Genomic DNA, 19,150 nt, shown 5'->3' on the forward strand with positions numbered 1-19,150 from the left:
GCTGACCGCCCCCTGAGGAGTTTGATCGTCATGAAGGACGCCTTCGGTACCCCGCAGTCCCTGCTCCTGCTCGGCGGCACGTCCGAGATCGGGCTCGCCACGGCCCGCCGGCTGATCGCCCGCCGTACCCGCACGGTCTGGCTCGCCGGACGCCCCTCGCCCGCCCTGACGGCCGCCGCCGACTCGCTGCGCGTGCTGGGCGCGGACGTGCGGACGGTGTCGTTCGACGCGCTCGACACGGAATCGCACGAGGAGCGGCTCGGCAAGATCTTCACCGAGGGAGACATCGACATGGTGCTGCTCGCGTTCGGGATCCTCGGCGACCAGGCGCACGACGAGGCCGATCCGCTCGCCGCCGTCCGGGTCGCCCAGACCAACTACACCGGCGCGGTCTCGGCGGGCCTGGTCTGCGCGGCGGCGCTCCAGGCGCAGGGGCACGGCTCGTTGGTCGTGCTGTCGTCGGTGGCCGGCGAGCGCGCCCGCCGCGCGAACTTCATCTACGGCTCGTCCAAGGCGGGTCTCGACGCGTTCGCCCAGGGGCTCGGGGACGCGCTGTACGGGACCGGGGTGCACGTGATGGTCGTACGCCCCGGATTCGTACGGTCGCGGATGACGGCCGGCCTGGAGGAGGCGCCGCTGGCGACGACTCCGGAGGACGTCGCCCGGGCGATCGAGCTGGGGCTGCGGCGCCGCTCGGAGACGGTGTGGGTGCCGGGCGCGCTGCGGATGGTGATGTCGGCCCTGCGGCACGTACCGAGGCCGGTCTTCCGACGGCTGCCGGTCTGACGGACGGGGCGGACGGGCGGGCGGGGCGGGCGGGCGGACGGCCGGACGGGCGGACCGTGCGGCCGCCGCCGGGGTCAGCAGGTCGGGGTCAGCAGGTCGGGGTCGGGGTGTCCACCGAGGTGCCCTGGGCCGGGACCCCGGAGACATGGCGGGCGTCGCCGAAGTCGAAGACCCGGAGCTTGCGCCACACGCCGTCCGCGCCCTGCTCGTACAGGGCGAAGGAGGAGCAGGTCCAGGCGGCCTCGAAGTCGGCCAGCTCGGTGTACGCCCGGTCCATCGCCTCCTCGGCGATGCCGTGCGCGACGGTCACGTGCGGGTGGTACGGGAACTGCAGCTCGCGCACGAGCGGCCCGGACTCGTCCCGTACCCGCTCCTGGAGCCAGCCGCAGGAGGAGACGCCCTCGGCGAGCGTCACGTACACGACCGGGGAGAGCGGGCGAAACGTTCCCGTGCCGCTCAGCCGCACCGGGAAGGAGCGGACGCCCGCGGCGACCTCGGCGAGATGCGCCTGGATCGCGGGGAGCCGCTCCGCGTCCACCTCGGTCGGCGGGACGAGGGTGACGTGCGTGGGGATGCCGTGCGCGGCAGGGTCCCCGAAGCCGGCGCGCAGCTCCTGGAGCAGGCTGCCATAGGGCTCCGGGACCGCGATCGAAACGCCGAGCGTTACGGTCCCCACGTCGTTCTCCTCCGTCGTCGTGTCATTCGGGTCGGTGGTGGTGCAGCCGCCAGTGTGCGGCCTGCACCACCCCTGAGGCCAGAGTCCTTGGACTCAGTGCTTGGCGGGCAGGAAGCCCACCCGCTCGTACGTCTGTGCCAGGGTCTCCGCGGCGACCGCGCGGGCCTTCTCCGCGCCCTTGGCCAGGAGCGAGTCCAGCGTCTCCGGGTCGTCCAGGTATTCCTGCGTACGGGTCCGGAACGGCGTGACGAAGTCCACCATGACCTCCGCGAGGTCGGTCTTCAGCGCGCCGTACATCTTGCCCTCGTAGCTCTTCTCCAGGTCGGGGATGCTCGTCCCGGTGAGCGTGGACATGATGGAGAGCAGGTTGGAGACGCCGGCCTTGTTCTCCGGGTCGAAGCGGATGACCGTGTCGGTGTCGGTGACCGCGCTCTTGACCTTCTTCGCCGTCACCTTCGGCTCGTCGAGGAGGTTGATCAGACCCTTCGGCGTGGACGACGACTTGCTCATCTTGATCGTCGGGTCCTGCAGGTCGTAGATCTTGCCCGTCTCCTTGAGGATGTACGGCGCCGGGATCGTGAACGTCTCGCCGAAGCGGCCGTTGAACCGCTCCGCGAGGTCGCGGGTCAGCTCGATGTGCTGGCGCTGGTCCTCGCCGACCGGGACCTGGTCGGCCTGGTAGAGGAGGATGTCGGCGACCTGGAGGATCGGGTACGTGAAGAGTCCGACGGTGGCCCGGTCGGCACCCTGCTTGGACGACTTGTCCTTGAACTGGGTCATGCGGGAGGCCTCGCCGAAGCCGGTCAGGCAGTTCATGACCCAGCCGAGCTGCGCGTGCTCGGGCACGTGGCTCTGGACGAAGAGGGTGCAGCGCTCCGGGTCGAGGCCGGCGGCGAGCAGCTGCGCGGCGGCGAGCCGGGTGTTGGCGCGGAGCTCCGCCGGATCCTGCGGGACCGTGATCGCGTGCAGGTCCACCACCATGTAGAAGGCGTCGTGGGTCTCCTGCAGCGCGACCCACTGACGGACCGCACCCAGGTAGTTGCCGAGGTGGAACGAGCCTGCGGTGGGCTGGATTCCGGAGAGCACGCGGGGACTATCAGAGGCCATGCTCCACATTCTCTCAGGTGCGAGAGGCGATCCCGGACTGGGAACCGATCCCGTTCTGCCGGTGTATCAAAGGTGTGAGGACGCTGGAGGGGGGCCGGGTCGTGGAGGCCGAGGTCGCGGTGATCGCTCGCGTACGCGCCGGGGAGCCCGAGGCGTACGCGTCGCTGGTCCGCGCGCACACGGCGGTCGCGTTGCGGGCCGCGGTGGCGTGCGGCGCGGGCGCGGAGGCCGAGGACGTGGTGCAGCAGGCCTTCTTCAAGGCGTACCAATCGTTGGGGCGCTTCAAGGAGGGGGCCGCGTTCCGTCCGTGGCTGCTGCGGATCGTGGTCAATGAGACGAGGAACACAGTGCGGGCGGCGGGCCGGCAGCGGGCCGTCGCGGGGCGGGAGGCGGAGCTGCTCGCCTCGGAGCCGCTGATACCGGAAGGGGCGGACCCGGCGGTCGCGGCTGAGGAGCGGGAGAGACGCCGCCAGCTGCTCGCGGCGCTTGACGGGCTGGGTGAGGACCACCGGCAGGTGGTGATCCACCGGTATCTGCTGGAGTTGGACGAGACGGAGACAGCGGCCGCGTTGGGCTGGCCGCGCGGGACGGTGAAGTCCCGGCTGAGCCGGGCGCTGAAGAAGCTCGGACTGGTGCTGGAGGGAGGTGACGAGCATGACGGAGGAGAGGGCCGGTGACGGGCTGCCCGAGCGCCAGGAGCGCCCAGGGTCGCCCGGGTCGCCCGAGCCGCCGGAGCGCCCCGAGCTCGGGGAGGAGCTGCGGGAGCTGGGGCGGCGGCTGAAGGTGCCGGACGTCGGCGGGGAGACCATGGCCGAGCGGGTGCTCGGGCAGCTCCTGGCGGAGCAGGTGCCGACGCCGGTGCGACGGCGCCGGTTCGAGGGCCTGCGCAGACGCTGGAAGGCGTTGCTCGCGGCGGTCTCCGGGCTCCTGATGGTCCTGGTGCTCACGCCTCCGGTGCGGGCGACGGTGGCGGACTGGTTCGGCTTCGGCGGGATCGAGATCCGGTACGACCCGTGGGCGCCCCCCGGCGCGGACCCGGAGGTGCCGGGCTGCCCCGACCCGGTCCCGTTGGAGGAGGCCGCGCGCAGGGCGGGGTTCGAGCCGCTGCTGCCGAGTGCGCTCCGTCCGCCCGACGCGGTCTCGGTGACCGGCTCGGCCGAGCGGGGGCGGGCGGTGATCAGCCTGTGCTGGCGTGGGGACGGCACGTTCACGGTCCGGCTCGACCAGTTCCCGGCGCGGCTCGGCATGGGCTTCGCCAAGGAGGTCCGGACGCAGCCCGAGTGGGTCGCGATGCCGGACGGCGGGGAGGGGTACTGGTTCGCCGAGCCGCATCTGCTGCGGTTCCCGATGACGGACGCGAGCGGGCAGGAGTGGACGCACTCCATACGCACGGCGGGCCCCACGCTCCTCTGGACGAGGAACGCGGGAGCCCTGACCCTGCGCCTGGAGGGCGAGCCGACCCTCAAGGAGTCCCTGCGCATCGCCGAATCGGCGGGCTGAGCGCTCGCCGCCGGGTCGGTGGCCGGGGCAGCAGCGGGTCGGCTGCCGGGTTGGGTGCCGGGTCGGCGGCCGGGCCGGCCGGCGGGTCGGGCGCAGGGTCGGCCGGCGGGTCAGGCGCCGAGTCGGTGGCCGGTCAGGTCGGCAGGCCGGGGGCCGGGAAGGCGGCCATCAGCTCGGCGACCTCGGCGCGGATCGTGGTGAGGGCGTCCTCGTCGCCCGAGCCGGCGGCGGCGACGCCCCGGTCGATCCAGTCGGCGACCTGGGCCATGTGCGCGGTGCCGAGGCCCCGGGAGGTGAGGGAGGGGGTGCCGATGCGGATGCCGGAGGGGTCGAAGGGCTTCCGGGTGTCGTAGGGGACGGTGTTGTAGTTGACGACGATCCCGGCGCGGTCGAGGGCCTTGGCGGCGACCTTGCCGGGGACCTCCTTGGGGGTGAGGTCCATCAGGATCAGGTGGTTGTCGGTGCCGCCGGAGACCAGGTCGAAGCCGTGGGCGAGGAGCGCCTCGGCGAGGGCCTTGGCGTTGGCGACGACCGCGTGGGCGTAGTCGCGGAAGGAGGGCTGGGACGCCTCGCGCAGGGCGACGGCGATGGCGGCGGTGGTCTGGTTGTGCGGACCGCCCTGGAGACCGGGGAAGACGGCCTTGTCGAGGGCCTTGGCGTGCTCCTCGCGGGACATCAGCATGGCGCCGCGCGGGCCGCGCAGGGTCTTGTGGGTGGTCGTCGAGATGACGTCGGCGTACGGGACCGGGGAGGGGTGGGCACCGCCCGCGATCAGGCCGGCGATGTGGGCGATGTCGGCGACGAGGACGGCCCCGGCCTCGCGGGCGATCTCGGCGAAGGCGGGGAAGTCGATCGTGCGGGGCAGCGCGGTGCCGCCGCAGAAGATCACCTTCGGGCGCTCCTTGAGGGCGAGCTCGCGGACCTGGTCGAAGTCGACGAGCCCGTTGTCCTGGCGTACGCCGTACTGCACACCGCGGAACCACTTGCCGGTGGCGGAGACGCCCCAGCCGTGGGTGAGGTGGCCGCCCATCGGCAGGGCCATGCCCATCACGGTGTCGCCCGGCTCGGCGAAGGCGAGGTAGACGGCGAGGTTGGCGGGGGAACCGGAGTAGGGCTGGACGTTGGCGTGGTCGACGCCGAAGACGGCCTTGGCGCGCTCGACGGCGAGAGTCTCGACCTGGTCGATGTTCTGCTGGCCCTCGTAGTACCGGCGGCCCGGATAGCCCTCGCTGTACTTGTTCTGCAGGACCGTGCCGGAGGCTTCGAGGACGGCGGCGGAGACGTAGTTCTCGCTGGGGATCAGCCGCAGGGTCTCGGCCTGCAGCCGCTCCTCGGCGCCGACGAGCGCGGCGAGTTCGGGGTCGGTGGCGGCGAGTGCGGGGTGGGTGGGCGCGTTCATGGCGTTCCTCCGGGCGTTGCGGCGGGTCCCGGGGCACTGCGACGACGCGGCACCACACGGGACGAGGTCCTTGTGGTGCCCAGGCGGGCGGCACCGCGTGTGGTCTGCCGCGCACGGCTCCCCCAGGGTCGATTCCCCGTACGCCAGTCGCCGTGCGTGTTTCCAGACTAGCTGGCGCGCCGTCGCACAGGTTTCTTCGTCCGGCATACGAGCGACGATAAGAAAGGGAGCCACACCCGCCCCTGGCCGCAGGACGAACGGAGATCCCGTGTCGAGTACGCAAGACGCGATCGCTTCCGCGGAGGCGCACAGCGCGCACAACTACCACCCCCTGCCCGTCGTCGTCGCCTCGGCCGACGGGGCCTGGATGACCGATGTCGAGGGGCGCCGCTACCTCGACATGCTCGCCGGGTACTCGGCGCTCAACTTCGGGCATGGCCACCGGCGGCTGATCGACGCCGCGCGGGCGCAGCTGGAGCGGGTGACGCTCACGTCGAGGGCGTTCCACCACGACCGGTTCGCCGAGTTCTGCACGCAGCTCGCGGAGCTGTGCGGCAAGGACATGGTCCTGCCGATGAACACGGGCGCGGAGGCGATCGAGACGGCGGTGAAGACCGCCAGGAAGTGGGGGTACGAGGTCAAGGGCGTGCCGGACGGGCACGCGAAGATCGTGGTCGCGGCGAACAACTTCCACGGCCGGACGACGACGATCGTCAGCTTCTCCACGGACCACGAGGCCCGGGACCACTACGGCCCGTACACGCCGGGCTTCGAGATCGTCCCGTACGGCGATCTGACGGCGATGGAGGCCGCGGTCACCGCCCACACCGTGGCGGTGCTGATCGAGCCGATCCAGGGCGAGGCCGGGGTCCTCGTCCCGCCGGCCGGGTATCTGCGCGGGGTGCGGGAGTTGACCCGGGAGCGGAACGTGCTCTTCATCGCGGACGAGATCCAGTCGGGCCTCGGCAGGACCGGGCGGACGTTCGCGTGCGAGCACGAGGGTGTGGTGCCGGACGTGTACGTCCTGGGCAAGGCGCTGGGCGGCGGTGTCGTCCCGGTCTCCGCGGTGGTGGCGGACCGGGACGTGCTGGGGGTGTTCCGGCCGGGCGAGCACGGGTCGACGTTCGGCGGGAACCCGCTGGCGTGCGCGGTGGCGCTGGAGGTGATCGCGATGCTGCGGACGGGCGAGTACCAGCAGCGGGCGGCGGAGCTCGGCGAGCATCTGCACGCGGAGCTGGGGCTGCTCGTGGGCGGCGGCGCGGTGGAGGCGGTGCGCGGGCGCGGTCTGTGGGCCGGGGTGGACATCGCGCCCTCGCGGGGCACGGGCCGGCAGATCTCGGAGAAGCTGATGGAGCGGGGTGTGCTGGTGAAGGACACCCACGGTTCGACGATCCGGATCGCACCACCGCTGGTGATCAGCAAGGAGGACCTGGACTGGGGCCTGGAGCAACTGCGGGCGGTACTGGCGGGCTGACGGGGTCCGTACGGTCGGGTCGGCTGCGCGGGCTGACGGGGCCCGCACCGCGCGGGTCGGCCGGCGTCCTGCCTGTCGGGCCGACCGCGCGGGTCGGCGCCGTGCGGCGGACCGATCGGGTCCGCACCGCCGGACCGGTCGGGTCCGCACCGCCGGACCGGTCGGGTCCGCACCGCCGGATCGGTCGGGTCCGCACCGCCGGGCCGGCCGGGTCCTCGCCGCCGGACCGGTCGGGTCCGTTTCTCGGGGCGGATGTCGGGGTGGAGGTCGGGGCAACTATGGGCATTGACAGCGCAGTTGGTCTAGGCCAATGATGCCGCCATGCCGAGACCCCGCCCCCGCCGCGCACTGCGTGGCGCACTCGCCGCTCTCGTCCCGCTCGCGCTGCTCGGCGCGTTCGGGGGCCCCGCGCACGCCGCCCCGAAGGCGGCCTGGCCCGAGCCCGTCCCCGTCGTCTCCCATGTGCGGACCACCGACCCGGTCGTCTTCATCACCATCGACGACGGCTGGTTCCACGACCCGGCCGCCGCCAAGGTCCTCCTCGACCGCCGGGTGCCCGCCTCGCTGTTCCTGCTCCCGGGCGCGTACTCGTACGACTCCGGCTACTTCCACACGCTCCTCGACCAGGGCCGCTCCCGGGTCGAGAACCACACCGTCAACCACCCGGACCTGACCGGGCTCGACGCGGCAGGCCAGAAGGCCGAGGTCTGCGGCGCGCGCGACCGGCACCTCGCCGAGTTCGGCGACGGCCCGCGCCTGCTGCGCCCGCCCTACGGCACGTACGACGAGACCACCCGCACCACCGCCCGCGCCTGCGGCGCGAAGGCCGTGGTGACCTGGACGTACGACCTCACCACCTGGGGCCGGTGGACCCCGCCGACCCCCACGCTCAAGGCCGGCGACATCATCCTGCTGCACTTCAACGAGACCCTGGAGCAGGACCTGACGCGCGCCCTGGACGCCGCCGAGGCGGCCGGTCTGAAGCCCGCGCCGCTCAGGGAGTACGTACCGGAGTGACAGCGGCCGGAGCCGCCGTCAGAGGATGACGTGGGGCAGGAAGCGGGCGTACTCGTCCGTGATCAGCCCCGCCGACTCCCGGATGCCGAGCCCCGCCGCCTCGTCCTCGACGACCCACGCGCCGAGCACCACGCGGTTGCCGTCGAAGTCGGGCAGCGGGGCCAACTCCTGGTAGCAGCAGGGCTCGTCGCGCAGGACCGGGGCATGGCCCGGTTCGTGGACGGTGACGCCCGCGCCCTCGCGGCCGAGGAGGGGCTTGGCGACGTAGCCGCCGCGCTCGGCGAGCTCGCGCGGGCCGTCGAGATAGGCCGGCAGCAGGTTCGGGTGGCCGGGGTAGAGCTCCCAGAGGATCGCGAGCAGCGCCTTGTTGGAGAGCAGCATCTTCCAGGCGGGCTCGATCCAGCAGGTGGTGCCCGTACCGCCGCCGTTGTCGAGGGTGTCCAGTACGTACGGACCGAAGCGGTCGGTGGCCAGCCACTCCCACGGGTAGAGCTTGAAGCAGCTGCGGATGAACCGCAGCCGGTCGTCCACGAAGCGCCCCGAGAGCCGGTCCCAGCCTATCTGTTCGACCGACAGCGCCTCCGTGTCGAGCCCGGCCTGCTGCGCGGTCTCGCGCAGATACGCGACCGTCATCAGGTCCTCGCCGAGCTCGTCCCCCTCGGAGTGGACGAAGTGCACCGGGCTGCCCGGGGGCAGCAGCGGGGCCTGGCGCCTCCAGGCGTCGACGAGCCGTTCATGGAGGGAATTCCACTGGTCGGCACCGGGGAAACGTTCCTCCATCCAGAACCACTGCGGGCTCGCCGCCTCGACCAGCGAGGTCGGTGTGTCGGCGTTGTACTCCAGCATCTTGGCCGGGCCCGTACCGTCGTAACGGAGGTCGAACCGGCCGTAGAGCGAGGGCAGTTCGGCGCGGCGCCGCCAGGACTCGGCGACGAGGGAGACGAGCCGGGGGTCGGTGAGGCCGAGATCGGCGAACCGCTCGTGCTCGACGATGTGGGCGGCCGCCGCCAGGCACATCGCGTGCAGCTCCTCGACGACCTCCTCCAAGGCCTCCACCTCGGGCAGCGTGAAGGAGTAGTACGCGCTCTCGTCCCAGTACGGGCGCAGGGAGTCGTCGGGGTAGCGGGTCAGGGGGTAGACGAGCCCCTGCTCCTCCACCGTCTGCTGCCACCCCGGCCGGGGTTCTGTCGTGTGCCGCCGCATGCCCGGTCCCGTCCGCTCAGCCGCCGCTGGAACCGGAGCAGCCGAAACCGCCGGTGTCCACGGCCTTCTTGTCGAAGCTGCCGCCGCTGACCCGGTTGTCGCTGACGCTGCCGCCGTAGTAGTACGAGCCGCGGGCCGTGGTGCCACTGCTGCCACTACCGCTGCCGCTGCTGCTCTCGCACTCGTAGCTCGGGAGCTTCTCCCGCGTCAGCGGGTCGACACACCGCCGGTCGGGCTCCGAACCGCAGGACGTGATCGTCGCCGCGAGCACCCCCATACCGCCGAGCACGACCGTGCTCGACCTCAGCCTGCGCATGAATCTGCCTCCCCATCCCGTGGTCGCGACCGCACAGTTTAGGCCTGTGGCCGAGCGGCCCCGCACTAGAGTCCATTCGTGGTCTTTGGGATGATCTGCGCTCTGGGTTCCTCGGTCTGCTTCGGCATGGCGTCGGTGTTGCAGGCACTCGGCGCTAGGGAGGCGACGCCCGGGACCGGCGCCGGCGTCGACGTGGCCCTGCAATTGCGGGTGATGCGGCAGTGGCGATATCTGGCCGGGCTCTCGCTGGACGGCATCGGCTTCGGCCTCCAGGTCGTCGCCCTGCTGACACTGCCGATCTACATGGTGGGGGCGGCACTCGCCGCAAGCCTGGCCGTCACAGCAGTGGCGGCCTCATGGCTGCTCAAGGTCCGGCTGCACCGGATGGAGTGGGCGGCGGTGGGCGTGGTGTGCGCGGGACTCGCGATGCTCGCCCTTGCCGCGGGCGACGAGGGCGAGCAGAGCTCGTCGGAAGCGCTGCGGTGGGCCATGCTCGCGGCGGCGTTCGCGGTTCTGGGGCTCGGCGCGGCCGCGGGGCGGCTGCCCGGCCGGCCGCGGGCGCTGGCCCTGGGGCTGTGCGCGGGGTTCGGCTTCGGGGTGGTGGAGGTGGCGGTCCGGCTGATCGACAGCTGGTCCCTCGCGAACCCCGCTGTGTACGCGCTTGTCCTCGGCGGCGGGACTGCGTACGTGCTGCTGACCTCCGCGCTCCAGCGGGGTTCGGTGACGACCGCGACGGCGGGCGCGGTCCTCGGCGAGACGATCGGCCCGGCGCTGGTGGGCGTGGTGTGGCTGGGCGACCGGACGCGCGAGGGACTGGCGTGGCTGGCGATCCTCGGCTTCACGGTGGCGGTGGCGGGGGCGCTGGTCCTGGCCCGGTTCGGGGAGGCACCGGTGCCGGAGGCCGCCCGCGCGGAGACACCGACGACTTGACGACGCGTACGCCTGGCACCGTGAGCTGAGCCGGCACACGGCGGACGCGCTCGTCACCCCGCCGGAACGACCTGCGTCGGGAGGGCGATGGGTTCCCGACATCGGGACGACCCTCGCCGGGACGACCTCCGCCGGAAGGCCGACATCCCGACGCCCTACGCCGGCAGAACCCTGCACAAGGCGGCGAGGGCGCCGGACCAGGCGCTGTCCGGCGGTGTCGCGTAGCCGACCACCAGGCCGTCGTGGGTCGGGGCCGCGTCCGGGTGGCGGAAGCGGTTGAGGCCGAGGACCGCGAGGCCCTGCCACGCGGCGGAGCGGAGGACCTCCTGCTCCTGGCCCGCCGGGAGTTCCAGGACCGCGTGGAGGCCGGCCGCGATGCCGCTCACCCGCGTCCGCGGCGAGTGCGCGGCCACCGCGGCCACCAGCTCGTCGCGCCGCCGCCGGTAGCGCAGCCTCATGGCCCGTACATGACGGTCGTACGCCCCCGAGCCGAGAAACTCCGCGAACGTCAGCTGGTCCAGCGCGCTGCCTGTCCAGTCCATGTGGCCCTTCGCCTCGACCACCTCGTCCACCAGGCTCTCCGGCACCACCATCCACCCCAACCGCAGCCCGGGCGCGAGGGACTTGCTGGCGGTGCCCAGGTAGACGACCCGCTCCGGGTCGAGGCCCTGGAGCGCGCCGACGGGCTGGCGGTCGTAGCGGAACTCCCCGTCGTAGTCGTCCTCCAGGACGAACCCGCCCGAGGACCGCGCCCAGTCGATCGCGGCCACCCGCCGGTCGGGGTGGAGGGCGCCGCCGAGCGGGAACTGGTGGGCGGCCGTCATCAGGACCGCGCCGACCCCCTTCATCCCGGCAAGCCCCTCGGTCCTCGTGCCGAGCTCGTCGTACGGCAGGGCAGGCAGCCGCAGCCCCGCCCGGGTGAGCAACGCCCAGTGCTCCTCGAGCCCGTACGACTCGACCGCCACCTCCCGCACCCTGCCCCTGCGCCCCGAGGACGTGGGGGGACCGCCGGCCCGCAGCACCTCCCCCATGAGCCGCAGCCCGTGCACGAACCCCGAGCAGAGCACGATCCGTTCCGGCCGCGCGTGGACGCCCCGCGCCCGCGCGAGGTACTCGGCCAGCACGGTGCGCAGTTCGATCCGGCCGCGCGGATCGCCGTAGCCGAAGGCCTCGTGCGGCGCGGCCGTCAGCGCCCGTCGGGAGGCCTTGAGCCACTCCGCGCGCGGGAACGAGGCCAGGTCGGGCATGCCCGGCTTGAGGTCGTACGTCGGCCGGGCCCGGGCCCTCCTGGCCGCCGGGGTCGCGGGCCGCCCGCCCGAACCGGTCGCGGGGCGGCGTGGCACCGACCGCTGGGCGACCCTCGTCCCTGAGCCCTGCCGGGCGGTCAGCCAGCCCTCGGCGACCAGCTCGGCGTACGCGTCGGCGACGGTGTTGCGGGCGATCCCCAGGTCCGCGGCGAGGGAACGGGAGGACGGCAGCCGTACGCCCGCCTCCAGGCGCCCGCTGCGCACCGCCTCCCGCAGCGCGTCCATCAGCCCCGTACGCAGTCCCGGTCCGTGCAGGTCGAGGTGGAGGTCGGACCCAAAAGTGGCCCACTCTTCTGCCATACGAATGGACCATACTCCTGTGCCACCGCCCTCGTACGGTGAGAGGCATGACGACGACAACGACGCAGGAAAACGCCAAGGCCGAGTACGCCCACGAGCACGCGCCCCGCCTCAACTTCGGCGCGGAGGTCCCCGAGTTCTACCGGGCGATGCTCCGGCTCGAACAGGCCGCGGCGAAGGACATCGACTCGACCCTCTTCCACCTGATCAAGATCAGGGCGTCGCAGATCAACCACTGCGCGTTCTGCATCGACATGCACACGAAGGACGCCCTCGCGGAGGGCGAGTCGGTGGAGCGGATCGTCCAGCTCTCGGCCTGGGAGGAGTCGCGGCACTTCTACACCGAGCGCGAGCTCGCGGCGCTCGCGCTGACCGAGGCCGTCACCGTCCTCACCGACGGCTTCGTCCCCGACGAGGTGTACGCGGTGGCCGCGGCCCACTTCGACGCGACGGAACTCGCCCGGGTCATCAGCGCCATCACCGTCATCAACGCGTGGAACCGGATCGCCCTCTCGACCCGCATGGTCGCCGGCCACTACACCCCCGGCCAGTACAAGAAGTGAGCGCGACCGCGCACAGAACGACGCACCGCCCCCGGCCTCTGCGGCCGGGGGCGGTGCGTCGTTCAGTGTGTGCGGCGGTCTCAGATGAGGCCGAGCTCGCGAACGGCGTCGCGCTCCTCCGCCAGCTCGCGCACCGAGGCGTCGATGCGGGCGCGGGAGAACTCGTTGATGTCCAGGCCCTGGACGATCTCGTACTTGCCGTCCTTGCAGGTGACGGGGAACGAGGAGATCAGGCCCTCGTCGACACCGTAGGAGCCGTCCGACGGGATGCCCATGGAGGTCCAGTCGCCCTCGGCGGTGCCGTTGACCCAGGTGTGGACGTGGTCGATGGCGGCGTTGGCGGCGGAGGCGGCCGAGGACGCGCCACGGGCCTCGATGATCGCGGCGCCGCGCTTGGCGACGGTCGGGATGAAGGTGTCGGACAGCCACGCCTCGTCGCTGACGACCTCGGCGGCGTTCTTGCCGGCGATCTCCGCGTGGAAGATGTCCGGGTACTGGGTCGCCGAGTGGTTGCCCCAGATGGTGAGGCGCTTGATGTCCTCGACCGACGCGCCGGTCTTGGCCGCCAGCTGCGAGAGCGCGCGGTTGTGGTCCAGGCGGGTCATCGCGGTGAAGCGCTCGGCCGGTACGTCCGGGGCGGCGGCCTGGGCGATCAGGGCGTTGGTGTTGGCCGGGTTGCCGACGACGAGGACCTTGATGTCGTCCGCGGCGTGGTCGTTGATGGCCTTGCCCTGCGGCTTGAAGATGCCGCCGTTGGCGGCGAGCAGGTCACCGCGCTCCATGCCCTTGGTGCGCGGGCGGGCACCGACGAGCAGCGCCACGTTCGCACCCTCGAAGCCCTGGTTCGGGTCGTCGAAGATGTCGATGCCCTTGAGCAGCGGGAAGGCGCAGTCGTCGAGCTCCATGGCGGTGCCCTCGGCGGCCTTGACGCCCTGCGGGATCTCGAGGAGGCGCAGCTTGACCGGCACGTCCGCGCCGAGCAGGTGGCCGGAGGCGATGCGGAACAGCAGCGCGTAGCCGATCTGGCCGGCCGCGCCGGTCACGGTGACATTCACGGGAGTGCGGGTCATGGCGATCTCCGTAAGACAGCTGGCGGTGGGGGTCCCTGCCCCTGATGCTGGACACCCCCTCTTGATCGACGATCGATCGGTCGACCCGATGTCTCGACGTGAAGAGATATCCAGCGGTCAGGCTATCCGACCCGGGACCGGTCGAACCCCCACCCCCTTGTGGTCCGGCTCACTGCCACCCGACCGGGGTCAGCGGCCACCGGTGCATGTCCGCGCGCCGTCCGTGGGCGTCGCGCAGGCGGTCGCCTCCGTTCCGTCCGTCACGGCGACCATCGGGCTGTACGCGTCCGGGTCCGCGCCCACGGTCACGTCCTGGCTGCTCACGGCGCCGGTGACGCGCAGGATGTCGCCGGGTGACGCGCCGGTGATCCGCGCCCAGGCGGCGCCGCAGGTGCTGCTGAAGCGCACCTCCAGCTGCCCGGCGACGCCGATCGGGGTACGGGAGACGGTGGTGGCGAGCGTGCCTCCGCAGCCCATGACTTCGGGGTCCTGGCCCGTGCAGCCGGCGCCCGAGCATTTCACCCCCGCGGGGAGGGGCGTCGCGCTCTGCCCGGAGCCGGGGGACGTGGTGGGCGTGCGGGTGACCGCCTCGCCCCTGCCGTCGGTGGCGCCGTCGCCGCCGCTGCCGCCGAGGTCGGCGAGAAGGACGGCGGCGGTGACGACGAGCAGGGCGCCGAGGATCCCGGTGAGGAGCAGGAGGGCGCGAAGAGCGGCGGGGCGGCGGGGCGGTACGGGGGCGCGGGCGGGGGCAGGGGGCGAGGTCGGCCGCCGGGTGGGGGTGGATCCGGTACCGGTACCGGTACCGGTACCGGCTCCGGCTCCGGCTCCGGCTCCGGGGCTTCCGGTGGTGCTGTGGCTGCTGCTGACGCTGGTCTCCGTCGAGGCGTTCGCACCGGGAGGGACGTCGGCCGCGTCGGCGACCTCGGCCGCGTCCCTGGGGCCCTGCCCGGAGCCCTTCGAGGCGCGCTCGGCCTGCTCCCACTCCGCCGTGAGCCGTACGGGATCGGTGCCGGTCACCTCGGCGAGCGCGAGGACGGCGCCCCTGGGCGCGAGGACGCGGCCTTCGAGATACCGCTCCCAGGAGGCCCTGCTGTAGCCGGTGCGGTCGGCGACGGCGGCGACGCTCAGTCCGCTGCGGTCGACGAGGCGTCGTAACCGGCCCGCGAACTCGCGCACGCGCGGGTCGAGTTCGTCAGGCAGCGCCTGCCAACGAGGCATGTGCGGTTCCCCCTCGCCTCCTCGCGATCCCCGGAGGGATCCTCCTGCTCAGGATGGCAGCTTCCGGAGGCACGTGGGAGTGACGGAGTGGCGGAATGGTCACTTCCGTGCCACAACGCACGGACGGCCCTTGAACCATCGTTGGCACGTACATGACCCTCATGAGGACGGCGCCCGTCCTCCCTCGGGGGAGGGGACGGGCGCCGGTCCCTAAGTGATCGTCAGATGGAGGATGTCCTCCAGGAACGGGATCTTCAGCCAGGGATCCGGCTGCACCATGAGCGCGAGCAGCACGATGAGCCCGCCCATGACCCCGTACGTGACCATGTCGGTGAACCGCGACCGTACGGCGAGCATGCCGACCGACGGCAGCGCGCGCCGCAGCCCCGCGCCGACGAGCAGCGCGACGCCGACGAGCATCGTCCCGACCCGGAACGACTGCGGGAAGAGATCGGTCCCGACGATCAGCAGCCCGAGCACGGCGAGCCCGAGCACGGTCAGCAGCGGCCACTGGCGCGCGGGGGCCGAAGCGTCCCCGGCGGCGGCCCGCCCGCCCCCTTCGGGGCGCGCGGTGTCGGTCGTGAGCGACGGGGGCCGCCGCTTACGCACGGGCGCGGCGGCGGCACCGGCACCGGCCGCCGAGTCCGTACGAGACTCCGTACGGGAGTCGGAACCGGATTCCGTACGGCTGTCGGAGTCGGCCGCCGTACCGGCGTCCGTACCCGCCTCCGTACCGTCGACGCCCTCGGCGCCCTCGACGCCCTCGGCGCCCTCGGCGCCCTCGGCGTCCGAGGACCCGCCCGGAGCACCCTCCGCGCCGGAGCCCGCGCCGGAGCCGCTGCCGGAGCCCGCGCCAGGCGGCGCGACCCCCTCGGCACCCTCGGCACCGTCGGCGCCCTCGGCGCCCGGTGTGTCGCCCCCCACCACCCGCGACGTCATCGTCAGAGGGCCGCGGCCGCGCGCTCGGCGGCCTCGACGACGTTGACGAGCAGCTGCGCGCGGGTCATCGGGCCCACGCCGCCGGGGTTCGGGGAGATCCAGCCCGCGACCTCGGTCACCCCCGGGTGCACGTCACCGACGATCTTGCCCTCGCCGTCGCGCGAGACGCCGACGTCCAGGACGGCCGCCCCCGCCTTCACGTCCTCCGGCTTGATCAGGTGCGGCACGCCCGCCGCCGCGACGATGATGTCCGCCCGCCGCAGGTGCGAGGACAGGTCGCGCGTGCCCGTGTGGCACTGCGTCACCGTCGCGTTCTCCGAGCGCCGCGTGAGCAGCAGCGGCATCGGGCGGCCGATCGTGACACCGCGCCCGACGACCACGACCTCCGCGCCGTTGATCTCCACGCCGTGGCCGCGCAACAGGGTGATGATGCCGTTCGGGGTGCACGGCAGCGGCGCCGGCTCGTTCAGTACGAGTCGGCCCAGGTTCGTCGGGTGCAGACCGTCGGCGTCCTTGGCCGGGTCCATCAGCTCCAGGACGCGGTTCTCGTCGATCCCCTTGGGCAGCGGGAGCTGCACGATGTACCCGGTGCAGGCGGGGTCCTCGTTGAGCTCCCGTACGACCGCCTCGATCTCCTCCTGCGTGGCGGTCGCGGGCAGTTCGCGCTGGATCGAGGCGATGCCGACCTGCGCGCAGTCGCGGTGCTTGCCCGCGACGTACTTCTGACTGCCCGGGTCGTCGCCGACCAGGATCGTGCCGAGGCCGGGCGTGACGCCCTGCTCCTTCAGGGCCGCCACGCGGACGGCCAGTTCGGTCTTGATCGCGGCTGCGGTGGCCTTGCCATCGAGAATCTGGGCGCTCATGGGCCCATCCTCCCGGATGACCCCTCGCTAGTTCCAATTCGCCTCCGCTTCGGCTCCGCGCGGACGGCGCGGAGGCGGAAGGAAGGGTTCGGGGAAAGTTGCACTCGCACAACGCCCTGCGTACCGACTGGACAAAAAGTCGACGGTGCGACGACGATAACGGCGAAGTGCCGCGGGCAGTGCCGGGGGGCGAACCGCTCATATTGTGAAAGTTCCTCCGCGCGGGCCGCGTCGTCCCCGCAAGACCAACGGAGGAATCCCGCGATGAGCTTCGGCGAACCGAACAACCCCTACGGCCAGCCGCAGGGTCAGCAGCCGGGCTACGGCTACCCCCAGCAGCAGGGCCAGCAGCCCGGCTACGGCTACCCGCAGGCTCCCCCGATCCAGCAGCCGTACGGCGCGGGTGGCTACCCGGGTGCCGTCATGGAGATGCCGGGCGGCGTGAAGTCGGCCCGCGTGATCCTGTGGATCCTGAGCAGCCTCAACGTGATCGGCGCGCTCGCGGTCATCGCCATCTCGTTCACGCTCGAGAGCGAGCTGTCGAAGTCCGGCGCCACGTCGGCCGAGGCCGACGCGTTCGCCGACCTGGGCCAGGGCCTGCTGATCGGCGTCGGCATCTTCTCGGCGATCGTCGGCGCCCTGGGCATGGTGCTCGCGGCCAAGTTCAAGTCGGGCGGCAGCGGCGTTCGCGTCTGCACCATCGTCTACGGCTCGTTCATGGTGCTGTTCAGCATCTTCTCGCTGCCCGCGGGCGTCATCAGCCTCGTGCTCGGCATCCTGATCATCGTCTTCGTGGCGAAGGCGGACGGCGCGGCCTGGTTCAACCGGCAGAAGCAGCAGTACTGATCGACTGCACGCGTCACGCCGAAGGGCCCGGTTCCGTTCTCGGAACCGGGCCCTTCGGCATGCGCGCCTTCATGCGCCCCTTCGGCATGCGCGCCTTCGATCAGCTCCGCTTGAGCACCACGAACTGCCCGGCCCGCGCCGATACCTCGTACCGCGCCTCCGGGTGCAGCTGGGACGCCAGCTGCACCGGGTCCGTCACCGGCTGGGACCAGCCCGAGGAGATGTCGAGGGCGAGGTAGTCCGGGCTGACGCCCTTCGCCCCGCCCACCCAGTAGACCGTGCGGTCGGCCGTGAGGTGCGCCATGAGCGGCACGTTCGTCTCGACGCTGGCCCCCGTGGGCACCGCGTCGACCGCCTGCCGGGCCTCCAGCGTCCGGGCGTCCGTACGGTACGTCTCCGAGCGCAGCAGCTCCCGCAGCGGCAGGTCGAGGGCGAGGACGATCGCGACGGCCGTGACGACCGGGACGACGACCTTTCCGTACGCCACGAGCCAGGCGCGCGGCGAGGTGCGGACGGCGCGGACCGCGTCGACCAGGGCGAGGAAGACGATCGGCATCAGGATGGCGCTGTAGTGCCAGATCATCCCCCAGTGGTTCGGGTCCTGGGAGAGGAAGCGCCAGCCGAGCGTCGGCAGCACGAGCAGCATCAGCGGGGAGCGCAGCGCCAGGAAGCCGGTGATGCCGACGAGGAAGAAGACCATCTCCCACTTCACGTCGGATCCGAGCGAGCCGAGCAGCACCTGTACGAAGGAGACGTCGGCGCCCTCGTTCGACTTCTCGATCTTGGCCCAGTAGTCGTACTGGCCGACCCGGCTCGCCGCCGGGATCAGGACCAGGACCGTGAGGGCGAAGAACGCGGTGCCGAAGGCGGCCAGGGCCGCGCCGAGCCGCTTCTGGCCCTTCAGGAAGAGGACGGCGCCGACCATGGCGACGGTGAGCCCCATGTCCTCCTTGACCAGGACCAGGGGCGCGGACCAGACGGCGGCGGCGGTCCAGCGCCCGAGGAGCAGGGCGCGGCAGGTCAGGGCGAGCAGCGGGACGGCGAAGGCGATCTCGTGGAAGTCGGACTTGACCGCTTCCTGGAGGCCCCAGGACAGGCCGTAGGCGACGGTGAGCCCGAGGCCGGCGGCGCGGCTGCCGAGCACCTGGTGGGCGGTGCGGCCGACGACGACGGCGGAGGCGGCGAAGAGCGCGGCCTGCGCGAAGAGGAGGGCGAGCGGGGAGGACCAGATCCAGTACAGGGGTGCGAGGAGCGCCGTCACGGGACTGAAGTGGTCCCCGAGTATCAAAAAGCCGGGGCCCTTGATGTCGACGATCGGGGCCCGGAACTCGGCGTAGGCGCGGACGGACTGGTTGAAGATCCCGAGGTCCCACGAGGGCGTGCGGAAGTGCGCGTACTGGACCCAGGAGTAGAGGAAGTAGAGCGCGCAGAGCACGCCCGCCACCAGGGCGTACGGGCGCAGCGGCGCCTCGGCGAGGTCACCGCGGACAGGCCCGGACCGCTCCGTCTCGGGGGCGGTGGCCTGGGCCGGCACCCCCTTCTTCAGACCGTTCTGTACATCCAACACCGCGCCCCCACCTAGAGCCGCCGACAAAAGAGCAACCCATTAGACCAGAGCGACGTTCTGCTTTCGTTT

General features: G+C 72.3%; 19 protein-coding genes and 1 riboswitch. Of the genes, 8 read left to right on the plus strand and 11 right to left on the minus strand.

Annotation, left to right across the window (positions count from 1 at the left end; translation table 11 throughout):
- Positions 1–30 precede the first annotated feature (30 nt).
- The gene (locus tag ACGFYP_RS19935) at positions 31–786 is read left to right on the plus strand and encodes a decaprenylphospho-beta-D-erythro-pentofuranosid-2-ulose 2-reductase (RefSeq protein WP_393494903.1); all 756 of its coding nucleotides are present in this window, start codon (positions 31–33) and stop codon (positions 784–786) included.
- A gap of 88 nt (positions 787–874) precedes the next feature.
- On the opposite strand, the gene ACGFYP_RS19940 is transcribed toward ACGFYP_RS19935, so the two are convergent.
- Together ACGFYP_RS19940 and trpS are read right to left on the minus strand one after the other, a co-directional pair.
- On the minus strand, positions 875–1,462 hold the full coding sequence (locus ACGFYP_RS19940) for a 2'-5' RNA ligase family protein (RefSeq protein WP_393494906.1): 588 nt from the start codon (positions 1,460–1,462) through the stop codon (positions 875–877).
- 93 nt (positions 1,463–1,555) lie between these two features.
- Entirely contained in the window at positions 1,556–2,569 is a 1,014-nt protein-coding gene (trpS, locus tag ACGFYP_RS19945) for a tryptophan--tRNA ligase (RefSeq protein WP_361967626.1), read from the minus strand.
- 74 nt (positions 2,570–2,643) lie between these two features.
- Between trpS and ACGFYP_RS19950 the strand changes: the two genes are divergently transcribed.
- Both ACGFYP_RS19950 and ACGFYP_RS19955 read left to right on the plus strand, forming a co-directional pair.
- Complete coding sequence (locus ACGFYP_RS19950) at positions 2,644–3,246, plus strand: sigma-70 family RNA polymerase sigma factor (protein ID WP_361967628.1); 603 nt, start codon at positions 2,644–2,646, stop codon at positions 3,244–3,246.
- Entirely contained in the window at positions 3,224–4,069 is an 846-nt protein-coding gene (locus ACGFYP_RS19955; protein WP_393494911.1) for a hypothetical protein, read from the plus strand. Before ACGFYP_RS19950 ends, ACGFYP_RS19955 begins: the two co-directional genes overlap by 23 nt.
- A 133-nt stretch (positions 4,070–4,202) precedes the next feature.
- On the opposite strand, the gene glyA is transcribed toward ACGFYP_RS19955, so the two are convergent.
- Entirely contained in the window at positions 4,203–5,468 is a 1,266-nt protein-coding gene (glyA, locus tag ACGFYP_RS19960; RefSeq protein ID WP_393494914.1) for a serine hydroxymethyltransferase, read from the minus strand.
- A 70-nt stretch (positions 5,469–5,538) separates the two neighbouring features.
- Positions 5,539–5,629, minus strand: a riboswitch (ZMP/ZTP riboswitch).
- Between the two features lie 107 nt (positions 5,630–5,736).
- On the opposite strand from glyA, the gene rocD reads away from it, so the two are divergent.
- Together rocD and ACGFYP_RS19970 are read left to right on the plus strand one after the other, a co-directional pair.
- On the plus strand, positions 5,737–6,942 hold the full coding sequence (gene rocD, locus ACGFYP_RS19965) for an ornithine--oxo-acid transaminase (protein WP_393494917.1): 1,206 nt from the start codon (positions 5,737–5,739) through the stop codon (positions 6,940–6,942).
- 321 nt (positions 6,943–7,263) lie between these two features.
- Complete coding sequence (locus tag ACGFYP_RS19970) at positions 7,264–7,959, plus strand: polysaccharide deacetylase family protein (RefSeq protein WP_393494920.1); 696 nt, start codon at positions 7,264–7,266, stop codon at positions 7,957–7,959.
- Positions 7,960–7,977: 18 nt separating this feature from the next.
- Here ACGFYP_RS19970 and ACGFYP_RS19975 read toward each other — a convergent pair whose 3' ends face one another.
- Together ACGFYP_RS19975 and ACGFYP_RS19980 are read right to left on the minus strand one after the other, a co-directional pair.
- Positions 7,978–9,162: a glutathionylspermidine synthase family protein gene (locus ACGFYP_RS19975; protein WP_393494923.1), complete on the minus strand. Its 1,185-nt coding sequence runs from the start codon at positions 9,160–9,162 to the stop codon at positions 7,978–7,980.
- A 16-nt stretch (positions 9,163–9,178) separates the two neighbouring features.
- Entirely contained in the window at positions 9,179–9,478 is a 300-nt protein-coding gene (locus ACGFYP_RS19980; protein WP_393494926.1) for a hypothetical protein, read from the minus strand.
- A gap of 90 nt (positions 9,479–9,568) precedes the next feature.
- On the opposite strand from ACGFYP_RS19980, the gene ACGFYP_RS19985 reads away from it, so the two are divergent.
- The gene (locus ACGFYP_RS19985; protein ID WP_393495092.1) at positions 9,569–10,408 is read left to right on the plus strand and encodes a hypothetical protein; all 840 of its coding nucleotides are present in this window, start codon (positions 9,569–9,571) and stop codon (positions 10,406–10,408) included.
- A 155-nt stretch (positions 10,409–10,563) separates the two neighbouring features.
- On the opposite strand, the gene ACGFYP_RS19990 is transcribed toward ACGFYP_RS19985, so the two are convergent.
- Positions 10,564–12,015 (minus strand): PLP-dependent aminotransferase family protein, encoded by a 1,452-nt coding sequence (locus ACGFYP_RS19990; RefSeq protein ID WP_393494929.1) that lies wholly within the window; start codon positions 12,013–12,015, stop codon positions 10,564–10,566.
- Between the two features lie 47 nt (positions 12,016–12,062).
- On the opposite strand from ACGFYP_RS19990, the gene ACGFYP_RS19995 reads away from it, so the two are divergent.
- Positions 12,063–12,578: a carboxymuconolactone decarboxylase family protein gene (locus tag ACGFYP_RS19995; RefSeq protein WP_393494932.1), complete on the plus strand. Its 516-nt coding sequence runs from the start codon at positions 12,063–12,065 to the stop codon at positions 12,576–12,578.
- A gap of 80 nt (positions 12,579–12,658) precedes the next feature.
- Here ACGFYP_RS19995 and ACGFYP_RS20000 read toward each other — a convergent pair whose 3' ends face one another.
- The 4 genes from ACGFYP_RS20000 to ACGFYP_RS20015 form a co-directional block, all read right to left on the minus strand.
- Positions 12,659–13,648 (minus strand): malate dehydrogenase, encoded by a 990-nt coding sequence (locus tag ACGFYP_RS20000; protein WP_393494933.1) that lies wholly within the window; start codon positions 13,646–13,648, stop codon positions 12,659–12,661.
- A 189-nt stretch (positions 13,649–13,837) separates the two neighbouring features.
- Positions 13,838–14,866 carry a helix-turn-helix domain-containing protein gene (locus tag ACGFYP_RS20005; RefSeq protein ID WP_393494935.1) on the minus strand — a complete coding sequence of 343 codons (1,029 nt, stop codon included), beginning with the start codon at positions 14,864–14,866 and terminating at the stop codon, positions 13,838–13,840.
- 210 nt (positions 14,867–15,076) lie between these two features.
- Positions 15,077–15,790, minus strand: coding sequence for a DUF3017 domain-containing protein (locus tag ACGFYP_RS20010; RefSeq protein WP_393494937.1), 714 nt, complete (start codon positions 15,788–15,790; stop codon positions 15,077–15,079).
- Positions 15,791–15,807: 17 nt separating this feature from the next.
- On the minus strand, positions 15,808–16,668 hold the full coding sequence (locus ACGFYP_RS20015) for a bifunctional methylenetetrahydrofolate dehydrogenase/methenyltetrahydrofolate cyclohydrolase (RefSeq protein ID WP_361968975.1): 861 nt from the start codon (positions 16,666–16,668) through the stop codon (positions 15,808–15,810).
- 264 nt (positions 16,669–16,932) lie between these two features.
- On the opposite strand from ACGFYP_RS20015, the gene ACGFYP_RS20020 reads away from it, so the two are divergent.
- Positions 16,933–17,514 carry a hypothetical protein gene (locus ACGFYP_RS20020; RefSeq protein WP_393494942.1) on the plus strand — a complete coding sequence of 194 codons (582 nt, stop codon included), beginning with the start codon at positions 16,933–16,935 and terminating at the stop codon, positions 17,512–17,514.
- Between the two features lie 100 nt (positions 17,515–17,614).
- Here the strand turns inward: ACGFYP_RS20020 and ACGFYP_RS20025 are convergent, their stop codons facing one another.
- Positions 17,615–19,081 (minus strand): DUF2079 domain-containing protein, encoded by a 1,467-nt coding sequence (locus tag ACGFYP_RS20025; RefSeq protein WP_393494945.1) that lies wholly within the window; start codon positions 19,079–19,081, stop codon positions 17,615–17,617.
- Positions 19,082–19,150 lie beyond the last annotated feature (69 nt).

Origin of the sequence: Streptomyces sp. NPDC048370 (genome assembly GCF_043200825.1) — a bacterium.
GTDB lineage: Bacteria > Actinomycetota > Actinomycetes > Streptomycetales > Streptomycetaceae > Streptomyces.

Bases quoted from the DNA above. Each gene is read 5' to 3' on its own strand.
- glyA (WP_393494914.1), bottom strand. From the start codon at position 5,468: ATGAACGCGCCCACCCACCCCGCACTCGCCGCCACCGACCCCGAACTC.
- ACGFYP_RS19955 (WP_393494911.1), top strand. From the start codon at position 3,224: ATGACGGAGGAGAGGGCCGGTGACGGGCTGCCCGAGCGCCAGGAGCGC.
- ACGFYP_RS20020 (WP_393494942.1), top strand. From the start codon at position 16,933: ATGAGCTTCGGCGAACCGAACAACCCCTACGGCCAGCCGCAGGGTCAG.
- ACGFYP_RS20000 (WP_393494933.1), bottom strand. From the start codon at position 13,648: ATGACCCGCACTCCCGTGAATGTCACCGTGACCGGCGCGGCCGGCCAG.
- ACGFYP_RS19995 (WP_393494932.1), top strand. From the start codon at position 12,063: ATGACGACGACAACGACGCAGGAAAACGCCAAGGCCGAGTACGCCCAC.
- trpS (WP_361967626.1), bottom strand. From the start codon at position 2,569: ATGGCCTCTGATAGTCCCCGCGTGCTCTCCGGAATCCAGCCCACCGCA.
- ACGFYP_RS19935 (WP_393494903.1), top strand. From the start codon at position 31: ATGAAGGACGCCTTCGGTACCCCGCAGTCCCTGCTCCTGCTCGGCGGC.
- ACGFYP_RS20005 (WP_393494935.1), bottom strand. From the start codon at position 14,866: ATGCCTCGTTGGCAGGCGCTGCCTGACGAACTCGACCCGCGCGTGCGC.
- ACGFYP_RS19970 (WP_393494920.1), top strand. From the start codon at position 7,264: ATGCCGAGACCCCGCCCCCGCCGCGCACTGCGTGGCGCACTCGCCGCT.
- ACGFYP_RS19975 (WP_393494923.1), bottom strand. From the start codon at position 9,162: ATGCGGCGGCACACGACAGAACCCCGGCCGGGGTGGCAGCAGACGGTG.
- ACGFYP_RS19980 (WP_393494926.1), bottom strand. From the start codon at position 9,478: ATGCGCAGGCTGAGGTCGAGCACGGTCGTGCTCGGCGGTATGGGGGTG.
- ACGFYP_RS20015 (WP_361968975.1), bottom strand. From the start codon at position 16,668: ATGAGCGCCCAGATTCTCGATGGCAAGGCCACCGCAGCCGCGATCAAG.
- ACGFYP_RS19985 (WP_393495092.1), top strand. From the start codon at position 9,569: ATGATCTGCGCTCTGGGTTCCTCGGTCTGCTTCGGCATGGCGTCGGTG.
- ACGFYP_RS19990 (WP_393494929.1), bottom strand. From the start codon at position 12,015: ATGGCAGAAGAGTGGGCCACTTTTGGGTCCGACCTCCACCTCGACCTG.